Below are 20,042 nucleotides of genomic sequence, written 5' to 3' on the forward strand. Positions count from 1 at the left end.
TAAAAACATGGACGTGATTATCAATAAGATTCATCAACTCACCCCTTCCATTCGTGCATTTGAACTGGTTTCAAGCTCAGGCTCGGCTTTGCCGCGCTTTGAGGCAGGTTCGCATATTGATGTCCATCTTAAAAATGGACTTACACGACAATATTCACTTTCTAATTGTAGTAGTGAGAATCACCGCTACGTGATTGGAGTGTTACACGATGAAAATTCACGTGGTGGTTCCCGTTGCATACATAATGACTATCAAAAAGGTGATGTATTAAGTATTGGACAGCCACGTAATTTATTTGCATTGCATGGCAATACAAAAAAAGCTGTATTGTTTGCAGGGGGAATTGGAATTACCCCTATTCTTTCAATGGCTTATTGTTTAAAAGCACAGAACATTCCATTTGAATTGCATTATTTCGTACGTAGTCATGAAATGATCGCCTTTTATGGCAATTTAACCCAACACTTTGCAGAACAGATTCATTTTCACATTCAAAATCAGGTTGATACAGAATGTAATATGGCAAACGTATTGCAACAACCCGATTCAAGCAAACACCTATATGTCTGCGGGCCAACAGGTTTTATGCAATTTGTAATGCAGTCGGCTGAAACAGCAGGTTGGCAGTCTGAACAGCTGCATCAAGAGCATTTTGTGGCACAGCAAAGCAAGCAGGAAAATGATGAAGCATTTACTTTGGAAATTGCTGGCACAGGACAGCGAATTGAAATTCATTCAGAACAGACTGTAACTCAGGCCCTGTTAGCACATGGTTTTGATGTGCCTGTATCTTGCGAACAAGGTATTTGCGGTACTTGTATTACCCGTGTTGTTTCAGGGGTTCCAGATCATCGGGATGTATTTATGACAGATGAAGAACGCGCCTTGAATAATCAGTTCACACCTTGCTGCTCTCGCGCTAAATCCAAACATTTGGTAATTGAGCTATAGGAATACTCATTTTACTCCTGCCCAAATTCATTGAGCAGGAGTTTTTCATTACACTTCAGTCAATATTTTTTTTACGGTTTCACCGAGTAAAGCGACACTGCTATGTTCCCGCATTAAAGTTTCGGCACGACCTGACTGGCGCTGAAGTAAAGCTTCATAAATAGAGCAATGCTGCAAATGTGCGTAGTGTAAGCGACGATATTCAGATAAGGCTCGTGATTCATCGTAAGTAATGGCTTGAACGGAAGCCATAGGCAATTGATTGTTTTTTGCCAAGGCTTGAATAAGTGCAATATTTTGCGCACCTTGAATAATCGTGTCATGGAAAATTACGTTAAATTCATGATATCGCTCTAATTCTTCATCCCCAAATTCAGTGTGTTCTGCAAAGAGTTGCTCTATTTTTTCTATACAGTTTTTGAGAGTTTGTTGCTGTACTTCAGATAAACCTTGCTCGGCTAAAGTTTTGGCTGCTAACCCTTCTAGCACACCACGAACTTCCAGAGCATCATTGACCAATTCGTTTGAGATTTCACGTACTGTATAACCACGTGTCGGATTTTTAATCAACAGCCCTTCTTGTTCTAAAAGTCGAAAAGCTATACGTACAGGCTGACGGGATACCCCAAGCAACTCTGCTGTTGGAATTTCTGCAATGCGACTACCGCCTTCAAGTTCACCTGCGATAATCATTTTTCTTAATTTAATTAATACTTGTTGCCCTGAAGACATCCTAGCCACACTTGTTCAAATATTTCAAAGTCATGCTAACAAGTTCAATCCTCAAGTGACAATACATTTTGAATAGAGAAAAGGTCTACATGATATGCATTGGGATATTAAAGCTTAATTCTGACTTACTCTGAAAGTGTTTCAACTTGAGATTGTTTTAAGTTATTGACCATAATATCCAAATTATTACGAATTAAATAAGCCAAATTCATATCAACGCCTTGCAACATTTTACTTTCCAATGCTTCAACCACCGCATTGCACTCGGCCAATTTAGCCAAACCAGTTTCTGTTACGGTAAGCAAAATACGACGACCATGGGTTGGATCTGGCGTTTTCTCAATCCATTGTTGTTGCAATAAATCTTGCAAAATTTTATTGGCCGACTGTGGCTTAATAAATGAACGTTCTGCAAGCTTTGCATTCGACAAATTGTTTTTAGAGGCTAAAACAGATAAGGCGGTGAACTGAGGCAAAGTGATGTCTAAATCTTTTAAATGTTCTGTTAAATATTTACTAATTACCCGATCTATACGTGCGATGGTATAGCTTAAGCGGGGACCATCTTCTATTTTTTTATCAACGATATTTGAACGCATCATAATTTTCATCACAAAAGCTAAAACTAAAAAAAGTATGAGAGTGGACTCCCATACTTCCTTGGACTTATCGAGCTGTCGAACTTTGTATTAACTGTACAGGCTGTTTAGGCTTTCTGACAAGCATCAAAGCAGAAATCGCCGCGATCAGAATAACAGGAATACTTGAGCCAATCACAATCGTGGCACTTTTACCAATCGACAGTAAAAAGCCTGCCAAGAGTGGACCTGCAAATGAGCCGATGCGCCCAATTGCCACTGCTGCACCCACACCCGTACCACGCATTTCGGTCGGATAGTACATCGCTGCCAGACCATACAATGCAGACTGTCCACCGACAATAAATAGCCCACAACCCACTGCTGAGAGTGCTAGTATCGCTACGGTTGGAGAAAAAGACAGACAACACAAGGATACCAAAATGCCGAGATAAATAAATTTAATCACGAAGCTCATACGCATTTTGTCTAACATCATACCCATTAAAATTGAGCCAAAAACTCCACCAATGTTATAGCCCATTTGCACATAATTGGCTTGCGGTTTGGTCAAACCTTGAGCACCCATCAATAGCGGCAGCCAATTCAGCAAGAAGTACAGCACCACCAACGTACAGAAAAAACTGATCCAAATTTGAATCGTCGACATTCTTCTTTCTTTAGCAAATAACACTTCAAAAAAAGGCGTTGCCGATTGAGTTTTATGGGTTATGTAATCCGATGATTCAGGTAGATATTTCATCAATAGTGGGATTAATAGAATAGGTGCGATTCCTCCCACATAAAAGATATGACGCCATTCTGCATCGCCAGCCAAAAGCATCGCAACCACAGAAGTGAGTAAGCCACCACATGGAATTCCACTGTACATAATACTGACTGCGGTACCTTTACGGTCAGATGAAACTGCCTCAGATGCCAAAGTAATCATCATGGGTAAGGCACCACCCATTCCGAGTCCAGTCAAAAAACGAATGACTAACAGGAGTTCATAATTAGCTGCAAAAGCAGTCACTAATGACATGACTCCAAAAAGCAATATACTAAAAATTAATACTTTTTTACGACCAATAATATCCGCAAGCCGTCCACCGACAATTGCACCTGGTAATGTTCCGATAATTGCAGCACTGAAGGCCCAAGCCATTTGAGCATTATCCAACATAAATTCTGCACGCATACGTGGGGCGGCAACCCCCATAGATTGAAGATCGAAACCCTCAAAAATTGCGATTGCAAAGCATAAAAGCAATGTGAGTTTGGCCCTTCCTGAGGGGTGATGCACTTTATCCATAATTAAATCCTTGTTTTGATATTTCCATGACATCTTGTTGTTTTGTGTTGTTCATCGAACACCTGTAAAATATCAGTTAGACTGATTTAAAAATCAACACAAAATTTTATTTATTTTATATAAAAATATTTTTATTTATATTTTTCAGTAATATAAAAAAATTAAAGAAAATTTTTCAAAAAACACTTGAATGTAAGTTTAACTGATATTATGTTGAATACAGAACAAACAAACTGTCATTTAAGGAGTAAGCACATGACATATGAAAAGCGTTGGGAAACCGTTGATGTTAAAGTTCAAAATGGAATTGCTTGGGTAACATTCAACCGCCCAGAAAAGAAAAATGCCATGAGTCCAACATTGAACCGTGAAATGATTGATGTATTGGAAACTCTAGAACTTGATCAAGATGCTCGCGTGTTGGTTTTAACAGGATCTGGGGATTCTTGGACAGCAGGCATGGATTTGAAAGAATATTTCCGTGAAGTAGATAGTCAACCAGAAATTGTACAAGAGCGTATTCGCCGTGATTCTTGTCGCTGGCAGTGGCAATTATTGCGTATGTATTCAAAACCAACCATTGCTATGGTTAATGGATGGTGTTTCGGTGGCGGCTTCTCCCCTTTAGTAGCGTGTGATCTAGCCATAGCAGCGGATGAAGCAACCTTTGGTTTATCTGAAATTAACTGGGGGATTCCCCCAGGCAACTTGGTAAGCAAAGCAATGGCAGATACCGTTGGACACCGTACCTCGCTGTATTACATTATGACGGGCAAGACTTTTAGTGGAAAAGAAGCGGAAAATATGGGCTTGGTCAATAAAAGTGTTCCTTTGGCTCAACTTAAATCAGAAGTCACTGAGCTTGCTAATATTTTGCTAGAGAAAAACCCTGTGGTATTGCGTACTGCCAAAAATGGTTTTAAACGCTGTCGTGAACTCACTTGGGATCAAAATGAAGATTATTTATATGCCAAGTTAGATCAATGTAACCATCGCGATACCGAAGGTGGACGCCAAGAAGGTCTGAAACAATTCCTAGATGAAAAATCTATTAAACCAGGTTTACAAAGCTACAAGCGTACTGGCTAATTTCTGGTTTTTTTAAATGGTTAAGTAAGGATACAACCCATGCATAATGTACAGTTAAAACAAGATGAATCTGTAGAGACATCAAACAGCCATACGGTGCAATTGCTCATTCACGGGCAATCTGTCGATGCATCGAATCAGGCAATATTTGAACGGATCAGTCCGATTGATGGTCAAGTCGCCAGTATTGCGGCGGCGGCAACTTTAGCAGATGTCGATTTAGCTATAGAGTCTGCGGCAAAGGCTTTTCCTGTTTGGTCGAAACTTTCCCCGACTGAACGCCGTTTACGCTTACTCAAAGCAGCGGATTTGATGGATGCCAGAACGGATCAATTTATTCAAATTGGGATGCGTGAAACAGGTTCAACTGCGACATGGTATGGGTTCAATGTCCACCTTGCTGCCAATATGTTACGTGAGGCAGCAGCCATGACCACACAAATGGATGGCAGCCTTATTCCGTCCGATGTGCCAGGCAATATGGCGATGGGAATTCGTGTTCCGTGCGGGGTTGTAGTTGGTATTGCGCCTTGGAATGCTCCTGTAATTTTACCGACTCGTGCATTAGCAATGCCACTGGCCTGTGGTAATACTGTGGTACTCAAAGCTTCAGAGGCTTGCCCTGCAACTCAACGTTTAATTGGGCAAGTGTTACATGAAGCAGGCCTTGGCGATGGTGTGGTAAATGTCATTACCCATGCTGCAGAAGACGCACCGCAAATTGTGGAACGCTTGATTTCGCACCCTGCGGTCAAACGAATTAATTTTACTGGCTCTACCAAAGTCGGAAAAATTATTGCAGAAACAGCGGCCAAATACTTAAAACCTGTTCTACTCGAACTTGGTGGAAAAGCGCCTGTAGTGGTGTTGAATGAAGCTGATGTCGATGAAGCTGTCAATGCAGTTGCATTTGGTGCTTTTTTCAACCAAGGGCAAATCTGTATGTCTACCGAACGCGTACTTGTTCAAGATGGGATTGCAGATCAATTTATTGAAAAACTGATTGAAAAGACCCGTACTATTCATGCAGGAAATCCAGCATTTAAAGGGCATGCTCTTGGTGTATTGGAAAGCCAGCGCGCTGCAAATCGCATTCGACATTTACTTGAGGATGCGCAAAGTAAAGGGGCTAATTTACCGCTCGGCATTCAAATACAAGACACTACAATGCAACCAACTTTGGTTTTAAATATTCAACCCGAAATGCAGCTATATCGTGAAGAATCTTTTGGCCCTGTTTGCACTGTACAACGCTTTAGCAGTGTTGAAGAAGGCATTGCCCTTGCGAATGACAGTGAATTTGGTTTATCTGCTGCCGTGTTTAGTCAAAATATTGCACAAGCACTGGATGTTGCGAAACAAATTGACTCAGGCATTTGTCATATTAATGGTGCAACCGTACACGATGAAGCACAAATGCCTTTTGGTGGAACCAAAGCCAGTGGATATGGACGCTTTGGCAGTAAGGCTTCGATTGCAGAATTTACAGAATTGCGTTGGATAACCATACAAACACAACCGCGTCATTATCCAATTTAGTAATTGGATTTGACCTTAATATTCAATAAGAATGCATGAAGCAAAAATAAAAAGCGCAGTGATGCGCTTTCCATGGAGTGAAACCAATGCAAATGAATGCCACTCAATCACAAGATCGCGAGCGTTTTGTAAAACTGGGAAGTCATGATGTCGATTATGTTTACAAAGATCAGGTTTTGTATCTTCATCCCAAAGAACAACTTAAAAATTACCCACAAAAATTGACGGATCGTCTGATTCATTTTGCACAAACCAAACCTGAGCATACTTTTGCGGCAAAAAAAAATACTCAAGGTGAGTGGGTCAAACTGAGTTATGCTGACACCTTACAACGTGCATGGCATATTGCTCAAGCCTTACATAATCGCAATTTGAGCGAACAACGTCCTTTGCTTATTTTATCGGGCAATGATCTTGAGCATTTAACGTTGTCGATGGCCGCGATGTTAGCAGGTGTTCCATTTTCTGCAATATCCCCTGCTTATTCACTGATATCCCAAGATTTTGGCAAACTCAAACATGTGTTCGACGTGCTCACTCCAGGTATGGTTTATGCCAATGATGGTCAGGCTTTTGCTAAAGCCATTCAAAGTTGTGCCCAAACGGAGATCGAAGTTGTTACCAATAAAGGGATTCTAGGCGAACATAGTTGCACTTCATTTCAATCACTTTTAGATACGCCTGTCACGAATGTGCAGGAGCATTATCAAAGTTTAGATGAACATCAAATTGCCAAATTTTTGTTTACTTCTGGTTCGACTAAATTACCGAAAGCTGTCCCAACTACACATTTGATGTTAAGCGTTAACCAGCAAATGTTATTACAAACTTTCCCAGAGTTTGAGGAAACAGCCCCAGTATTGCTTGATTGGTTGTCTTGGCATCATACCTTTGGCGGTAGCCACAATGTCGGGATCGCCTTATATAACGGCGGTACTATCTATATTGATGATGGTAAACCTGTTGCAGGCAAGTTCGATGAGACGATTCGAAACTTAAAAGAAATTTCACCCACAGTTTATTTAAACGTACCCAAAGGCTGGGAAGAACTCACCGATGCATTGGAAAAAGATGCTGAACTGCGTGATCGCTTTTTTGCCAAAGTGAAAATTCTATTCTTTGCAGGTGCTGCTTTATCCGAAGCAGGTTGGAATCGATTAGACCGAATTGCACAGCAACATTGCGGTGAAAAAATCCGCATTATGAGTGGGCTTGGCATGACGGAAACAGCACCCTCTTGTGCCTTTACCACAGGCCCGCGTGTTATGGCAGGCTTTATTGGCTACCCTGCACCGGGCTGCGAAATTAAGTTGGTTCCTTATGGGGACAAACTTGAATTTTGTGTCCGTGGCAAACATGTTATGAAAGGTTATTGGCGCTTAAATGAAGATCAGCAAAGCACAGTCTTTGATGAAGAAGGTTTTTTCCATACTGGAGATGCAGTTCGCTTGGTCGATGTCAATGATCCAACTCAGGGCTTGATGTACGATGGCCGTATTGCAGAAGACTTTAAACTCAATACAGGCACGTTTGTAAATGTTGGTACCTTACGCAATAAAGTCCTGATTCAGGGAAATTTACTGATTCAAGATGTCTGTATTACGGGGTCTAACCTAAACGCAATTGGTTTTTTAATTTTTCCCAAACTGGATGCCTGTGCCGATTATGCAGGGCTGTCTTTATCAGAACATCGCGCTGAAGAAATTTTGAAACATCCAAAAATCCAGCAATGGTTCCGTCAATTTTTAATGCATTACAACAAAGATGCAACAGGAAGTTCCAATCGCGTTTCTATGCTGTATCTGCAAACTGAACCACCGCAACTGGATGCGGGTGAAGTCACCGATAAAGGTAATCTCAATCAAGGCAATATTATTAAGCGTCGTGCCGAGAAAATTGAAGAGTTGTATCAAAAACAAACTGAGAATTCTCTGATTATTCGAGTCCCAACTTTAAACAACTAAACCACTGAAATAACAGTAAAAAAGCTCAATTTCTTTTGGGCTTTACCCTTACTTTTGCCAAAAAAAGGTTAAGTATGCAACAAGATACTGAATTTGAACTGTTTCGCGATAACTATCGCCGCTTTCTAAAAGAATTTGTCGCTCCACATTATGAGCAATGGGAAGAAGATGGTCTGATTCCGAGACAATTATGGAACCAGCTAGGTGAAAACGGCTTTTTATGTATTGATGTGCCTGAAGAATATGGCGGTTATGGCGCCCCCATTCACTATTCTCTGATGCTGGTACAGGAAACTGCACAAGCAGGTTTTACCTCCTTGGCTGTTGCAATTGGTGGACAAAATGAACTGGTTTCTCCATATATCCAAAACTTAGGCAGTGAAGAACAAAAGCAATATTGGCTACCCAAAATGGTTACTGGCGAAGTCGTCACTGCGATAGCCATGACTGAAGCCAATGCAGGATCGGACTTACAAGCCATTCGTACACAAGCTATTTTGAATCAAGACCATTATCTGGTGGATGGTTCAAAAACTTTTATTTCCAATGGGATACATGCCGACCTCATTGTCTTGGTGGCAAAAACTAATCCCGAAGCTCGAGCAAAGGGCATTTCCTTGTTATTGGTTGATGCTGCATTAGAAGGTGTTGAAAAAGGGCGATCTTTGAAAAAAATTGGACTCCATGCCCAAGACACCGCTGAGTTATTTTTTGATCAGGTCAAAGTACCTAAGAATCAAAGACTGGGAGAAGAAGGTCAAGGTTTTGCCTACCTCATGCAGGAGTTGCCCCGTGAACGTTTAAGTATTTCTATGATGGCATTGGGTTCAATTTTAGGTGCGATTGAGCTCACCAGTGATTATGTTCAGCAACGAAAAGCCTTTGGTCAACCTTTAAGTCACATGCAAAACACGCGTTTTGTGTTGGCCAATACGCAAATTAAAGCCAAAGCAGCTCAGGCCTTTGTCGATCAATGTGCGGAACAATATAGTCGAGATGCGTTAAGCGTCAGCCATGTTGCTGCCTTGAAATGCTTTATTACCGATACCCAATGCGATGTGATTGATCAATTACTACAACTGTTTGGTGGCTATGGCTACATGCAGGAATACCCAATTTCACGTTTCTTTGTCGATGCTCGTGTGCAAAAAATTTACGGCGGCACCAATGAAATTATGAAAGAAATTGTCGCGCGGGAAATGCTCGGAAAATAATTCGTTTAAACAACAAATGAAGAACAGACCTTGGTTTGAGGTCTGCATGTAAAACAACAATGATATTTCAGGAAGAAATGCAATGCAGTCTAAATTATGGATGTACTCTACCCTTATGCTCTCCAGTTCAGTATTTGCTGGTAACTTTATTGATAACAGCACAGTCGATTTAACCACACGAAATTTTTATTTTGATCGTGATTATCAAGAGCAGTCTAAATACCCAGCCGCTAAAGATTGGACACAAGGATTTATTCTAAAAGCCAATTCAGGCTATACCGAAGGAACAATTGGTTTTGGGATAGATATTTTAGCGACGGCTGGGTTTAAATTGGATGCTAGTGCTGACTATGCAGGAACAGGAAATTTACCACGAGATACTGTGACCAATGAACCTGCTTCCAGTTATGGGGAAATTGGAGTCACAGGTAAAGCTAAAATCAGTAAAACTGAATTAAAGGTTGGAACACTTCGACCAATGAACCCTGTACTGGTTGCCTCACCTGCCCGTTTATTACCACAAACCTATCGAGGCATTTCCTTAGAATCGAAAGATATCCCAAATCTGGATTTCCAATCGGCGTATATTGATCAGGTCAATCATCGTGATTCAACTAACTGGGAAAATCTGCGCATTTCAGCAGTCAATGGTCGCTTTAAAAGTGCCGATACCGACCAACTGTATTATCTAGGTGGTCATTATCAGCTTATTCCAAGTACCAAACTGACCAGCTTTTATATGGATGTGCAAGACCTATATAACCAGTCCATGTTTGGCATTACCTATAACCACAAATTCAATGACGGCAATAATTTTAGCTCACAATTACGCTATTACCGCAGCCGAGAAGATGGGCAAGCTAAAGCAGGCTTAGTGGATAACGACCTGATTCATGGTTATTTTGAACTGAAACATCAAAATCACAAATTTATTTTGGCGACTTTCCACCATAGTGGTGATACCGCATTTCCATATTTAACAGGTGGTGAAACAGGTTTGCTGATCGATACTTGGCCTGCGGAATTTTTGAATCCCAAAGAGCATGTGTATAGCTTACGTTATGAATATGACTTCAAAAACTATGTACCGGGCTTACGCTTTATGACCCGTTACACCACTGGTGACAATATTTATGCACCAAAACTAGGTGGAACCGATTTAAAAGAACATGAAACCGATTTTGACATTGGTTATACCGTACAAAATGGACCATTAAAAAATCTAGGTTTACGTGCCCGCTACGCCATGTATGACAACAATATGCTCTCTACTGCCAACATCAAACCGTCCAACGAAACACGTATTAACATTGACTACACATGGAAATTTAAATAATGCCTACAGAGGTTCTGCTGCTGCCAGAACCTTTTTTTGTGAGAGAAATTTGATGAAAAAAATACTCGGTCTTTGCTTTGGTCTGAGCCTATTCAGCCAGAGCTATGCTGAAACGCAATATCAGCCGCCAGCACCTCATTTAGAACCACTGGCTCAATTTAGCGTGGATTTGAATGCGCCTGTTTGGGAGCTTGGAGCTACTAGCGATAGTGGCAAACGTCGAATAATTCCAATTATAGGTGGCACCTTCCAAGGGAAACAACTCAAAGGGCGTATTTTAAATAATGGAGCAGATTGGCAAATTGTGGACAGTCAAGGACTTGCCATTATTGATACTCGATACCTACTTGAAACTGAAGATGGCGCTTTAATTTATTTACAAACCAAAGGTTACAGACATGGCTCAAAAGAAGTGCTGCAACAACTGGCGCAAGGTAAAGATGTCGACCCGAACAAATACTATTTCAAAATTACCATGCAATTTGAAACTAGTTCGCCGAAATATGCGTGGCTGAATCAAACTGTTGCCGTTGGGAGTGCCATGCGTTTAGGCAAAGCCGTAATTTATGACGCTTACACGCTGCAATAAGCATCGAAGCTTTATCTATCTTTTCGTCATTATTCGAGAAACGGATCTTTCATTATGACACCAAGCACTTTAACAAACCTTCCCCCCATTCATCATCTTCTGGGAGGTCACAATATCCAATGGAATGCTGACCAGACTGAACTAGAAATTAGTTATGTCGCGCTGGACAGCTTTACCAATCCGCGAGGCAGTGTAGAAGGTGGCATGGTCTGTGCCATGCTAGATGATGTGATGGGGCTGTTTGCTTATCTTGCCAATAATCAAACTCCAGCAACCACCATTAACTTAACTATGGATTTTTTACGTCCCTGCCAAGTGGGAACTGTACTCACCAAATGTCGCTTTACCAAACAAGGCAAAGCCATTCTGAGCCTTGAAAGCGAAGCATGGCAAAACCAAAAAATGATTGCACGAAGTACCGCCAATTTCATGGTTCTCCAATCTTAACCTTCAACATTGATTGATATGGAATTTCAATAATGCAAAAAAATTTAAAACAAAAAAATTGGTTCACACCGTTAAGTGTATTGACCTTATGTATTGGTCTTTCAGCCTGTGGCGATAATGACAGCTCAAAAACGACACAAACTACAGCCACAATTCCACAACTTGCTCCAGCCGTCGGAACCAACTTAAAAGGTTCATGCGCGGATTTACAAGGGTTTAAATATTCAAACACCAATATCACTTCAGCAACCTTACAAGCAGCGGGTAGCCTCAAGGTTGCAGGTCAAGATATTGCAGCACACTGCTTAATTACAGGCTACATGTATCAACGCGTTAGTCCCGTAGATGGTCAAACCTTTCAAATTGGTTTTGAAATGCGCTTACCTCTAGATTGGAATGGTCGTTTCCTTTATCAAGGTAATGGCGGTACAGATGGCAATATTGCGACAGCAACTGGTCAAGTCGGAAGTGGTGGACCACTAACCAATGCCTTACATGATGGTTTTGCTGTTATTTCATCTGATGCGGGACACAATGCAGCCCAAAACCCATTGTTTGGCTTAGACCCACAAGCTCGAATTGACTATGGGTATGGTGCAATCACTAAACTCACGCCAATGGCGAAAAATCTGATTCAAGCCGCTTATGGGAAATTGCCAGATCGTTCTTATGCAGGTGGAACCTCAAACGGTGGTCGACATGCCATGATGGCGGCAACACGTGTAGCAAATCAGTATGATGGGATTCTTGCCAGTACACCGGGTTTCCATTTGCCACGTGCTGCAGCAGCCCAACTTTATACGGCGCAACAATTACGCCGAGTGGCTACCGATGAAAACGATTTAAAAACAGCCCTCACCCTATCTGAACGGAAAGTGCTGGCGCAAGCTATTTTAAATCAATGTGATGGACTTGATGGTATTGCGGATGGTTTAGTTCAAGACGTGGAAGCCTGTCGTACGGCATTTGATATTCACCGCGATGTTCCTGTGTGTTCTAGCACACGAGATGGAAGTTGTTTATCTACAGATCAAATTGATGTGCTTGCCAATATCTATCGAGGTCCTGTCAATGCAACAGGTGAAGCATTATATGCCACACAACCTTTTGATCCGGGGCTGATCGGCAGTAATTGGGCGAGTTGGAAATTTGATTCGTCTGTTGGTACGGCACGTGACCCAGTTGCAGTCGGAATCATTTTTCAGGTTCCACCAAATCCAGACGTTATGCTCAATTCTCGTCAATTTGCCTTCAATTTTAATTTTGACACAGACTACGCAAAATTATCTGCCACCAATGAAACCTACTCAGAAAGTGCCATGTCTTTTATGATTCCACCTGATGAATTGAATCTGGATAAACTCCTTGCACGTGGCGGTAAAATGATTGTAGTTCAGGGCACGGCCGATGGCGTATTTTCTGTAGATGACACCCAGAACTGGTACGATAAATTACTACAAAAATATCAAAATAACGCCTCTGGCAATGCTCCAAGTTTTGTTCGTTTTTTTCGTGTTCCAGGCATGAATCACTCTCGTGGTGGTATCGCAACCGATCAGTTTGATGCACTCACAGCCTTGGTCAATTGGGTGGAATATGGTCAGGCGCCAGATCGAATCATTGCTGGAGCACGGGGTGAAGGCAATGCCAGTGGGCAAGTGAATACTGAATTACCTACCGATTGGTCGGCCACTCGTACACGCCCACTTTGCCCATATCCTTTAATCGCACGTTATAACGGTCAGGGAGACAGTGAGCAAGCCAAGAATTTTAGCTGTAAATTGTAATCAAAAATAAGTGTTTAGAAACAAAGAAAGAGCTAAAAATCAGCCCTTTCTTTGTTTGAGTCTGGTTAAGGCTATGTATAATTGAATGGCTCTAAAACCATCCTCAAACAAGACTTCTCCCCGAACGTTCGATTTTGTCGGTATAAAGTCAAAAATTTTAGAAGAGTTTAGGCTGTTGACTGTATCTATCAAAAGACTTGCATGGAAAGATTAGCAGTTTTAATCCTCATACCTCGTTGTATTTTAAAGATTTGAATTTTAATATCGTAATTTCAACAGCCTTAACATATGGTTATGCTTTATTGATGATTAGAACTCAATCCCTAAAATTAACCTTATTGCGATTGCACCCAATAACACGCCCATAACTTTCTCTAAAATAGAATTATATTTTAGAAAGCCTGATCTGATTTTAGACTGTGTAAAAATCAAACTGACTGCAATAAACCACAAAGTATTCACCAAACACATCCATCCACCATACAGAATCTGTATGTATAACGGCGTTGTTGTGCTAACTATACTGCTGAAAATAGCCAAGAAAAAAATGGTCGCCTTAGGGTTCAGTGCATTGGTCCAAAAACCTGTCATGAATGCTTGACGATAAGACATCGTTCTGTGTTCAGAGGTAACAACCGTGCTAATTTCAATTGGACTCGACCCTCCTTTCAAACAATTCCAGCCTAAATAGAGTAAATATAAGGCACCGATTATTTGAAAAAGGCTCATGAAAATATGATTTTGAGACAGAACAAAACCAACGCCCATAAGGGTATAAAACACATGAACAGAAATGCCAGAACCAATTCCTACTGCGGTCATACAGCCGATTCGATAACCGTGTTGGGTACTTTGCCGCACACTAATAATGAAATCGGGTCCTGGAATAATCACTGCAAGAAAATGTATGAGGGCTAGCGTAAGAAACTCATGGTAATAGACATTCATCCTGAAATACTCGTAGCTAAGGCATAATGTACAGTGAGTTTGTCTTTCTTCATTTCCATTTTAATAATTTTGACGTTACCAATTTCCGATAAAGATAGAACATGCGTTCCACCACAAGGATAAGCATTCAATTCACCAAACTGAATTTCACGAAATCCATTCTCATTAAGGGTGATCTTTGCTGCTAAATCTGCATCGATAAAGGCTTGTAGACGAGTTTCTAAATACATAGAATCCACAGGTTCACTGTTTTGGGTCACCAAAAACTGTACTTTTGAATTGTTTGGCCAGTGTTGTGCTTTGATTGGTTGCCAACCATAACTTTCAACAATATGTCCAATCAAATGTCCTGCACTGTGCAAACGACTGTGGAGTCGACGGGCTTGAATATCAACTTTTGCATATACTCGACCTAATGCTACAGCACTTTTACATAGATGAATAATCGTGCCATTTTCAACTCCAACATGGACAACTTCACTCTCTGCAATATATCCAGTATCACTCGGTTGTCCCCCACCTTGAGGATGAAATGGCATGTTTTCTAATTTAATTTCAAATTGACCATTATCTAATGCAGTGCAAGCAATCACTTCAGCATAACTTTCTGTAACACCAGATAAATAAAGATGTTTAACCATGAAATAACAACCGTATCAAAATATGAAAAAATTGTATTACTTTGTCTATGGAGTGATAATCTAGAAAATTATCAAATAACTTTTGCTTCATGAGCACAAATCAAAATTTAAACTTACTGAATGAAATGGTGACATTTGTAAAAGTGGTAGAAACAAGTAGTTTTTCTGAAACAGCCCGTCAGTTTGGAACAACACCTTCCGCAATCAGTCGAGCAATTTCACGCTTAGAAAAAGCATTAGGGACCCGACTACTACAAAGAACCACTCGTAAGTTACGTATAAGTGAAAGTGGACAAGCTGTATACGAGCGTTGCCTAGATATGGTGAATGCAGCTCAAGCCGTAATGGAAAGTTCGGAAAAATTTCACTCAGAACCTCAAGGTCAAATTCGAATGAGTGTGCCTAAGGCCGTTGGGCATTATCTAATTCACCCCTATTTACCTGAATTTTTGAGACTTTATCCTAAAATTGATATTCAACTGCTATTAGAAGATCGTTATGTTGATTTAATTGAAGATCAAGTCGACCTAGCTATTCGTATTACGGAGAAGCCACATGATGGTTTGATGGGCCGTAAACTTTTAGAAATAGACCATGTAATTTGTGCAACGCCTGAGTATTTATCAAGGTTTGGTACACCTCAGCATCCACACGATTTGAAAGAACATCAGTGTATCTATTTGGGTGAGCAAGCAATAGATTCAAAATGGAAATTTCAACAAGGGAACAAAAACCTTTCAGTCCATGTCAAAGGTCGCTACGCGGCGAATCATACAGGAGTACGACTTGATGCAGCCTTACAGCACCTTGGAATTGCCAGTTTACCGTTCTTTGTAGCCAATAAGGCAATGAAAAATAAGCAGTTAATTCAAGTTTTGCCAAACTGGTATTTTAAAACCTACTATAGTGGCGGAGCATGGTTGTTGTACCCAGCGACAAAACATTTGCCACCAAAACTAAAAGTATTGATTGAATTTCTGGCACAAAAATTGGCACAAGAACCGACATTGTTAAGACCAGATTGATAAAAAAATACGCAAAAGGTTGTATGCTGAAGCAATGAAGGAAGGTGCTTTAAATATGAGCAGAACCAGTAAATGTAAGAACAATTTTTGTTATTTATATTAGAAAAATAATATTGGCATTGTATAAATTGAATAGATGAAAATATTATTTATACAATGCCTAATTCATATTAATTAGTTAAAGTATTCCATATATAGTCCATACGTTGAGAATATATAACTTTACTGCGAATAAGATAAACATCTTGGAAAAAATGATAACCATCTAAGACGCGTAATTTATTTTCAGTAATTTCTTCTTCTACTAATAATTTAGGCAACCAAGCAACGCCTAGTCCTTGTAAAACCAAAGCTTTTAAATCTCCAGCATTATCTGTTTCATATAAAATTCGATAATCTAATTTATCCTCAATTTCACGATCGACACATTTTCTTAAATAAGCCTGCTTACTATAAGACAGCAACGGAAAATTTTGATCTAAACTGTATTTCTCATATTTATCGCGTGCAGATGCAACGGGAAGAATTTCCATTTTCACAATTTTATGAAATGCAAAAATTGCATGGTCTAACTGTTTTAGAGTTTCTTCATCACAATAGCAAATTAAAAAATCACATGAACCTTCTTTCAACAGTCGCATGCCCTGTTTCATATTGGCTGCAATAATTTCAAGCTGTAGATCTTTAATATCTGTATATAAATTGTGAATGAAATTAGGGAAAAACTGTGTAATTAACGAATGGGACACGGCAAACTTGATAGAAAGCTCATTGTTCCTAATATTTTTTTCCAGATACTTTATTGTTGTATCTAATTGATTTTGTATATTTTTTGCAGATGACAGCAGGATTTGACCAGCATCTGTAAAGTCTACATTCTTGCTATAGCGTTTTAAAATTTGAAAGCCTAAAGCATCTTCAATGGCTTGAATTCTGCGTGTAAAGGCAGATTGTGTTACATGTCTGAGTTCGGCCGCTTTTGAGATAGATTTTTCTTGTTCTAAAGCAAGTAAATCTTCAATCCAACGAATTTCCAATGACATTTGCGCTGTCCATAATCTAAGCGATATTGATAATTATACAGTGTTATGCAAAAAATGCATGGATAAATATTTTTTTACATTAGTCAGGCTAGGTGTTCTGGTTCTAAGATAAAATTATTCCCGCTATAGAGCATTTCTAAATGAATATTGAAATTAAATCACGGACTGAAAAAGATTTACTTGGTTTTAAAGAAGTCCCATTCCATTGTTACTACGGTGTACAAACACTTCGTGCATTGGAAAATTTCAATTTAAGTCCGAATAAATTAAGCCATTTCCCAATTTTCATTAAAGCATTGGCAATGGTTAAATCTGCATGTGCAGTTTCAAATTTTAAACTAAATAAATTAGAAGAAAATAAATACAATGCAATTCAACATGCTTGCCAGCAGTTGATGAATGATTTATATCATGATCAATTCCCAATTGATATGATTCAAGGTGGTGCTGGTACTTCAACCAATATGAATGCAAATGAAGTAATTGCAAATATTGGTTTGGAATATATGGGACATGCCAAAGGTGAATATAAATATTTACACCCAAATAATGATGTAAATATGTCACAGTCAACCAATGACGTATACCCTACAGCAATTAAAGTTGGTTTATTATTTTCTTTAGATCAACTTAACACACCATTCCAAAGCTTAATCGATAGCTTCCGTGTAAAATCTGAAGAATTTGCGCATATCTTAAAAATGGGTCGTACTCAGTTGCAAGATGCTGTACCAATGACTTTGGGTCAAGAATTTGGCGCTTTTGCTAATACTTTGCAAAATGACTTGAATATGCTTTACAGCATCATGCCGAATGCATTAAGTGTTGTGAACTTAGCAGGTACAGCAATTGGTACAGGTATTAACACTGAAGTTGAATACCGTTTACACGCAATTGAAGCATTGTCACAAATTACACAAAAGAATATTTCAAGTTCTCCTGACTTAATTGAAGCAACTTCAGACATGGGCGATTTCGTTCTATTGTCAGGCTTCTTAAAGCGTACGGCGACTAAACTTGCTAAAATTGCCAATGACTTACGTTTATTATCGAGTGGTCCACGTGCAGGTCTAAATGAAATTCACTTAGAACCACGTCAACCAGGTAGTTCAATCATGCCAGGTAAAGTGAACCCAGTAATTCCTGAAGCAATGAACTTGGCATGTTACCAAATTATTGCAAATGACTTGGCAATTACCCTTTCTGCTGAAGCGGGTCAGTTACAGTTAAATGCAATGGAACCGTTAATCGCATTTAAACTTTTCGAATCAATTGATTTGTTAGGTAAAGCAATGCGTATGTTCCAATTGAAATGTATTGAAAACATCCGTGCGAATGCTGAACATTGCCAACACTTGGTAGATAACTCAATTGGTATTATTACTGTATTGAACCCATACCTTGGCTATGAAACGACGACTCGTATTGCTAAAGAAGCAAACGAATCTGGTCAAAGTATTCTTGCGCTTATTAAAGCTGAAAACTTGCTTTCTGATGAAGTTTTAGCAGAAGTACTTTCAGTACAAAACATGGTACATCCTAAGCAATCTGCATAATATTTTTATGTAATTGCTCAAGAAAAAGGAACTTAGTCATAAGTTCCTTTTTCTTTGTCTTTCATACTCAATCAATCCGATACAGGAAGAATGTTACATACGATAATTTTTCATTTTGGTTAATGAGTACTCTAAAGAATGAAGAATATAAAATCCTTTCTTCACTTTTACGACAAGCGATTTCGAAACAACCAAGTAGCCAAAGGTAAAGTTATACAAGTCAAAATAATCATTGGAACAAAGTCATATTTTACTTGGGAAAATTCTGCACCTTCTAAATAAACACGTAACACTAAATCAATTCCAAATCGTAATGGATTAATATATGTCGCAATTTCCAATACTTGAGGCATATTTTGAACGGGTGTTAATAAGCCTGAAAGAAGCATCAGTGGCATGATCAGTAAAAAAGTAAAGAACATGGCTTGTTGCATATTGAGTGCAATGGCTGAGATCGATAGCCCTACACCAACAACAGCCACATTAAAACTAATCAGCCCCAAATATAGCAAGCCAATAGAACCTTGCATTGGAATTTGAAACCAAAACAATATAATAAGAAAAATAATCGTGGATTGAATTAAACCCACAAATATAGGCGGTAATGCTTTACCAATCATGATGTGTACAGGGGTGTATGGGGTGACCAGTAATTGATCGAATGTTCCTTGTTCCCGTTCCCTTGCTACAGATAAAGAGGACAACAATAAAGTTTGCATCATACTTAATGCAGCAATTAAAGATGGCATAATTCCCCAACGAGATTCATGATTCGGGTTATACCAAATTCGAGTTTCAATATTCAGTGGTGCTGTATTCTTTAAGCGTTGTTGATTAAACTGTTGCACAATACTTGCAATGTATGAGCCTGCGGCACCTGCTGTAGAAGAATTACGCCCATCTACAATGACTTGAATCGGTGATGCTTGCTGTTGCGTCAGCTTTTGTTCAAAATCTTGGGGAATGGTAATGACTGCCAGTGCTTCACGATTGTTAATTACTGACGTAATTTGCTGGCTATTTTCGAGTGTAGCAGTGCGTTGAAAAATACCTGAACCATCTAGTTTTGCAACAAATTCAGTCGCTGTTTGGCTGTGACTTAAATCCAGAATGGCATAATCAACCCGATTTACATCATAAGTTGCGGCATAACCAAACAGCAGTGACTGAATCAGAACTGGTGCAAATAAGACGATTCGGTTTGCAGGGTCGCTAAAAATAACCAAAAACTCTTTTCTGACCAATACAGCCAGATATTGGAACCATGATAATACGCGCTGAATCATG

General features: G+C 39.6%; 17 protein-coding genes and 2 pseudogenes. 11 read left to right on the top strand and 8 right to left on the bottom strand.

Translation table 11 applies throughout. The annotated features are described in order from the left end of the window. The first annotated feature begins 7 nt into the window (after positions 1-7). Positions 8-952, top strand: coding sequence for a PDR/VanB family oxidoreductase (locus F4W09_RS09885; protein WP_151504675.1), 945 nt, complete (start codon positions 8-10; stop codon positions 950-952). A gap of 48 nt (positions 953-1,000) precedes the next feature. Here F4W09_RS09885 and F4W09_RS09890 read toward each other — a convergent pair whose 3' ends face one another. The 3 genes from F4W09_RS09890 to mhpT form a co-directional block, all read right to left on the bottom strand. After that, positions 1,001-1,684: a GntR family transcriptional regulator gene (locus tag F4W09_RS09890; protein ID WP_151504676.1), complete on the bottom strand. Its 684-nt coding sequence runs from the start codon at positions 1,682-1,684 to the stop codon at positions 1,001-1,003. Positions 1,685-1,809: 125 nt separating this feature from the next. Beyond that, on the bottom strand, positions 1,810-2,286 hold the full coding sequence (locus F4W09_RS09895; RefSeq protein WP_151504677.1) for a MarR family winged helix-turn-helix transcriptional regulator: 477 nt from the start codon (positions 2,284-2,286) through the stop codon (positions 1,810-1,812). A gap of 64 nt (positions 2,287-2,350) precedes the next feature. Next, positions 2,351-3,577 (bottom strand): 3-(3-hydroxy-phenyl)propionate transporter MhpT, encoded by a 1,227-nt coding sequence (mhpT, locus tag F4W09_RS09900; protein WP_151504678.1) that lies wholly within the window; start codon positions 3,575-3,577, stop codon positions 2,351-2,353. A gap of 255 nt (positions 3,578-3,832) precedes the next feature. On the opposite strand from mhpT, the gene F4W09_RS09905 reads away from it, so the two are divergent. Beyond that, positions 3,833-4,666, top strand: a complete 834-nt coding sequence (locus F4W09_RS09905) for a p-hydroxycinnamoyl CoA hydratase/lyase (RefSeq protein ID WP_151504679.1) — start codon at positions 3,833-3,835, stop codon at positions 4,664-4,666. Positions 4,667-4,705: 39 nt separating this feature from the next. Continuing rightward, positions 4,706-6,157 (top strand): annotated as a pseudogene (locus F4W09_RS09910) (aldehyde dehydrogenase); the annotation flags it as partial. Here the strand turns inward: F4W09_RS09910 and F4W09_RS17465 are convergent. After that, positions 6,134-6,193 (bottom strand): annotated as a pseudogene (locus tag F4W09_RS17465) (hypothetical protein); the annotation flags it as partial. The pseudogenes F4W09_RS09910 and F4W09_RS17465 overlap by 24 nt on opposite strands. A gap of 89 nt (positions 6,194-6,282) precedes the next feature. Here F4W09_RS17465 and F4W09_RS09915 point away from each other — a divergent pair. The 6 genes from F4W09_RS09915 (at position 6,283) to F4W09_RS09940 (ending at position 13,542) form a co-directional block, all read left to right on the top strand. Next, the gene (locus F4W09_RS09915; RefSeq protein ID WP_171492418.1) at positions 6,283-8,169 is read left to right on the top strand and encodes a feruloyl-CoA synthase; all 1,887 of its coding nucleotides are present in this window, start codon (positions 6,283-6,285) and stop codon (positions 8,167-8,169) included. Between the two features lie 74 nt (positions 8,170-8,243). Then, positions 8,244-9,383, top strand: a complete 1,140-nt coding sequence (locus tag F4W09_RS09920; RefSeq protein WP_151504682.1) for an acyl-CoA dehydrogenase family protein — start codon at positions 8,244-8,246, stop codon at positions 9,381-9,383. Positions 9,384-9,465: 82 nt separating this feature from the next. Beyond that, positions 9,466-10,719: an OprD family porin gene (locus F4W09_RS09925; protein WP_215899324.1), complete on the top strand. Its 1,254-nt coding sequence runs from the start codon at positions 9,466-9,468 to the stop codon at positions 10,717-10,719. Positions 10,720-10,771: 52 nt separating this feature from the next. Next, positions 10,772-11,308, top strand: coding sequence for a DUF3237 domain-containing protein (locus F4W09_RS09930; RefSeq protein WP_151504683.1), 537 nt, complete (start codon positions 10,772-10,774; stop codon positions 11,306-11,308). A gap of 54 nt (positions 11,309-11,362) precedes the next feature. Then, entirely contained in the window at positions 11,363-11,755 is a 393-nt protein-coding gene (locus tag F4W09_RS09935) for a PaaI family thioesterase (protein WP_016168000.1), read from the top strand. Positions 11,756-11,787: 32 nt separating this feature from the next. Continuing rightward, positions 11,788-13,542: a tannase/feruloyl esterase family alpha/beta hydrolase gene (locus F4W09_RS09940; RefSeq protein ID WP_151504684.1), complete on the top strand. Its 1,755-nt coding sequence runs from the start codon at positions 11,788-11,790 to the stop codon at positions 13,540-13,542. Positions 13,543-13,851: 309 nt separating this feature from the next. Here the strand turns inward: F4W09_RS09940 and F4W09_RS09945 are convergent, their stop codons facing one another. Continuing rightward, complete coding sequence (locus F4W09_RS09945) at positions 13,852-14,490, bottom strand: LysE family translocator (RefSeq protein ID WP_151504685.1); 639 nt, start codon at positions 14,488-14,490, stop codon at positions 13,852-13,854. Then, the gene (locus F4W09_RS09950; RefSeq protein ID WP_151504686.1) at positions 14,487-15,131 is read right to left on the bottom strand and encodes an alanyl-tRNA editing protein; all 645 of its coding nucleotides are present in this window, start codon (positions 15,129-15,131) and stop codon (positions 14,487-14,489) included. The genes F4W09_RS09945 and F4W09_RS09950 overlap by 4 nt, the downstream gene beginning before the upstream one ends. A gap of 89 nt (positions 15,132-15,220) precedes the next feature. On the opposite strand from F4W09_RS09950, the gene F4W09_RS09955 reads away from it, so the two are divergent. Next, on the top strand, positions 15,221-16,156 hold the full coding sequence (locus tag F4W09_RS09955) for a LysR family transcriptional regulator (RefSeq protein WP_151504687.1): 936 nt from the start codon (positions 15,221-15,223) through the stop codon (positions 16,154-16,156). A 170-nt stretch (positions 16,157-16,326) separates the two neighbouring features. On the opposite strand, the gene F4W09_RS09960 is transcribed toward F4W09_RS09955, so the two are convergent. Next, on the bottom strand, positions 16,327-17,199 hold the full coding sequence (locus F4W09_RS09960; RefSeq protein ID WP_016168005.1) for a LysR substrate-binding domain-containing protein: 873 nt from the start codon (positions 17,197-17,199) through the stop codon (positions 16,327-16,329). Between the two features lie 140 nt (positions 17,200-17,339). On the opposite strand from F4W09_RS09960, the gene F4W09_RS09965 reads away from it, so the two are divergent. After that, a complete protein-coding gene (locus F4W09_RS09965; RefSeq protein ID WP_151504688.1) occupies positions 17,340-18,755 on the top strand; it encodes an aspartate ammonia-lyase in 1,416 nt (471 codons plus the stop codon). Between the two features lie 167 nt (positions 18,756-18,922). On the opposite strand, the gene F4W09_RS09970 is transcribed toward F4W09_RS09965, so the two are convergent. Beyond that, the gene (locus F4W09_RS09970; RefSeq protein WP_151504689.1) at positions 18,923-20,041 is read right to left on the bottom strand and encodes an ABC transporter permease; all 1,119 of its coding nucleotides are present in this window, start codon (positions 20,039-20,041) and stop codon (positions 18,923-18,925) included. Between the last annotated feature and the right edge of the window lies 1 nt (position 20,042).

This window comes from Acinetobacter tandoii (assembly GCF_008867985.1).
GTDB lineage: Bacteria > Pseudomonadota > Gammaproteobacteria > Pseudomonadales > Moraxellaceae > Acinetobacter > Acinetobacter tandoii.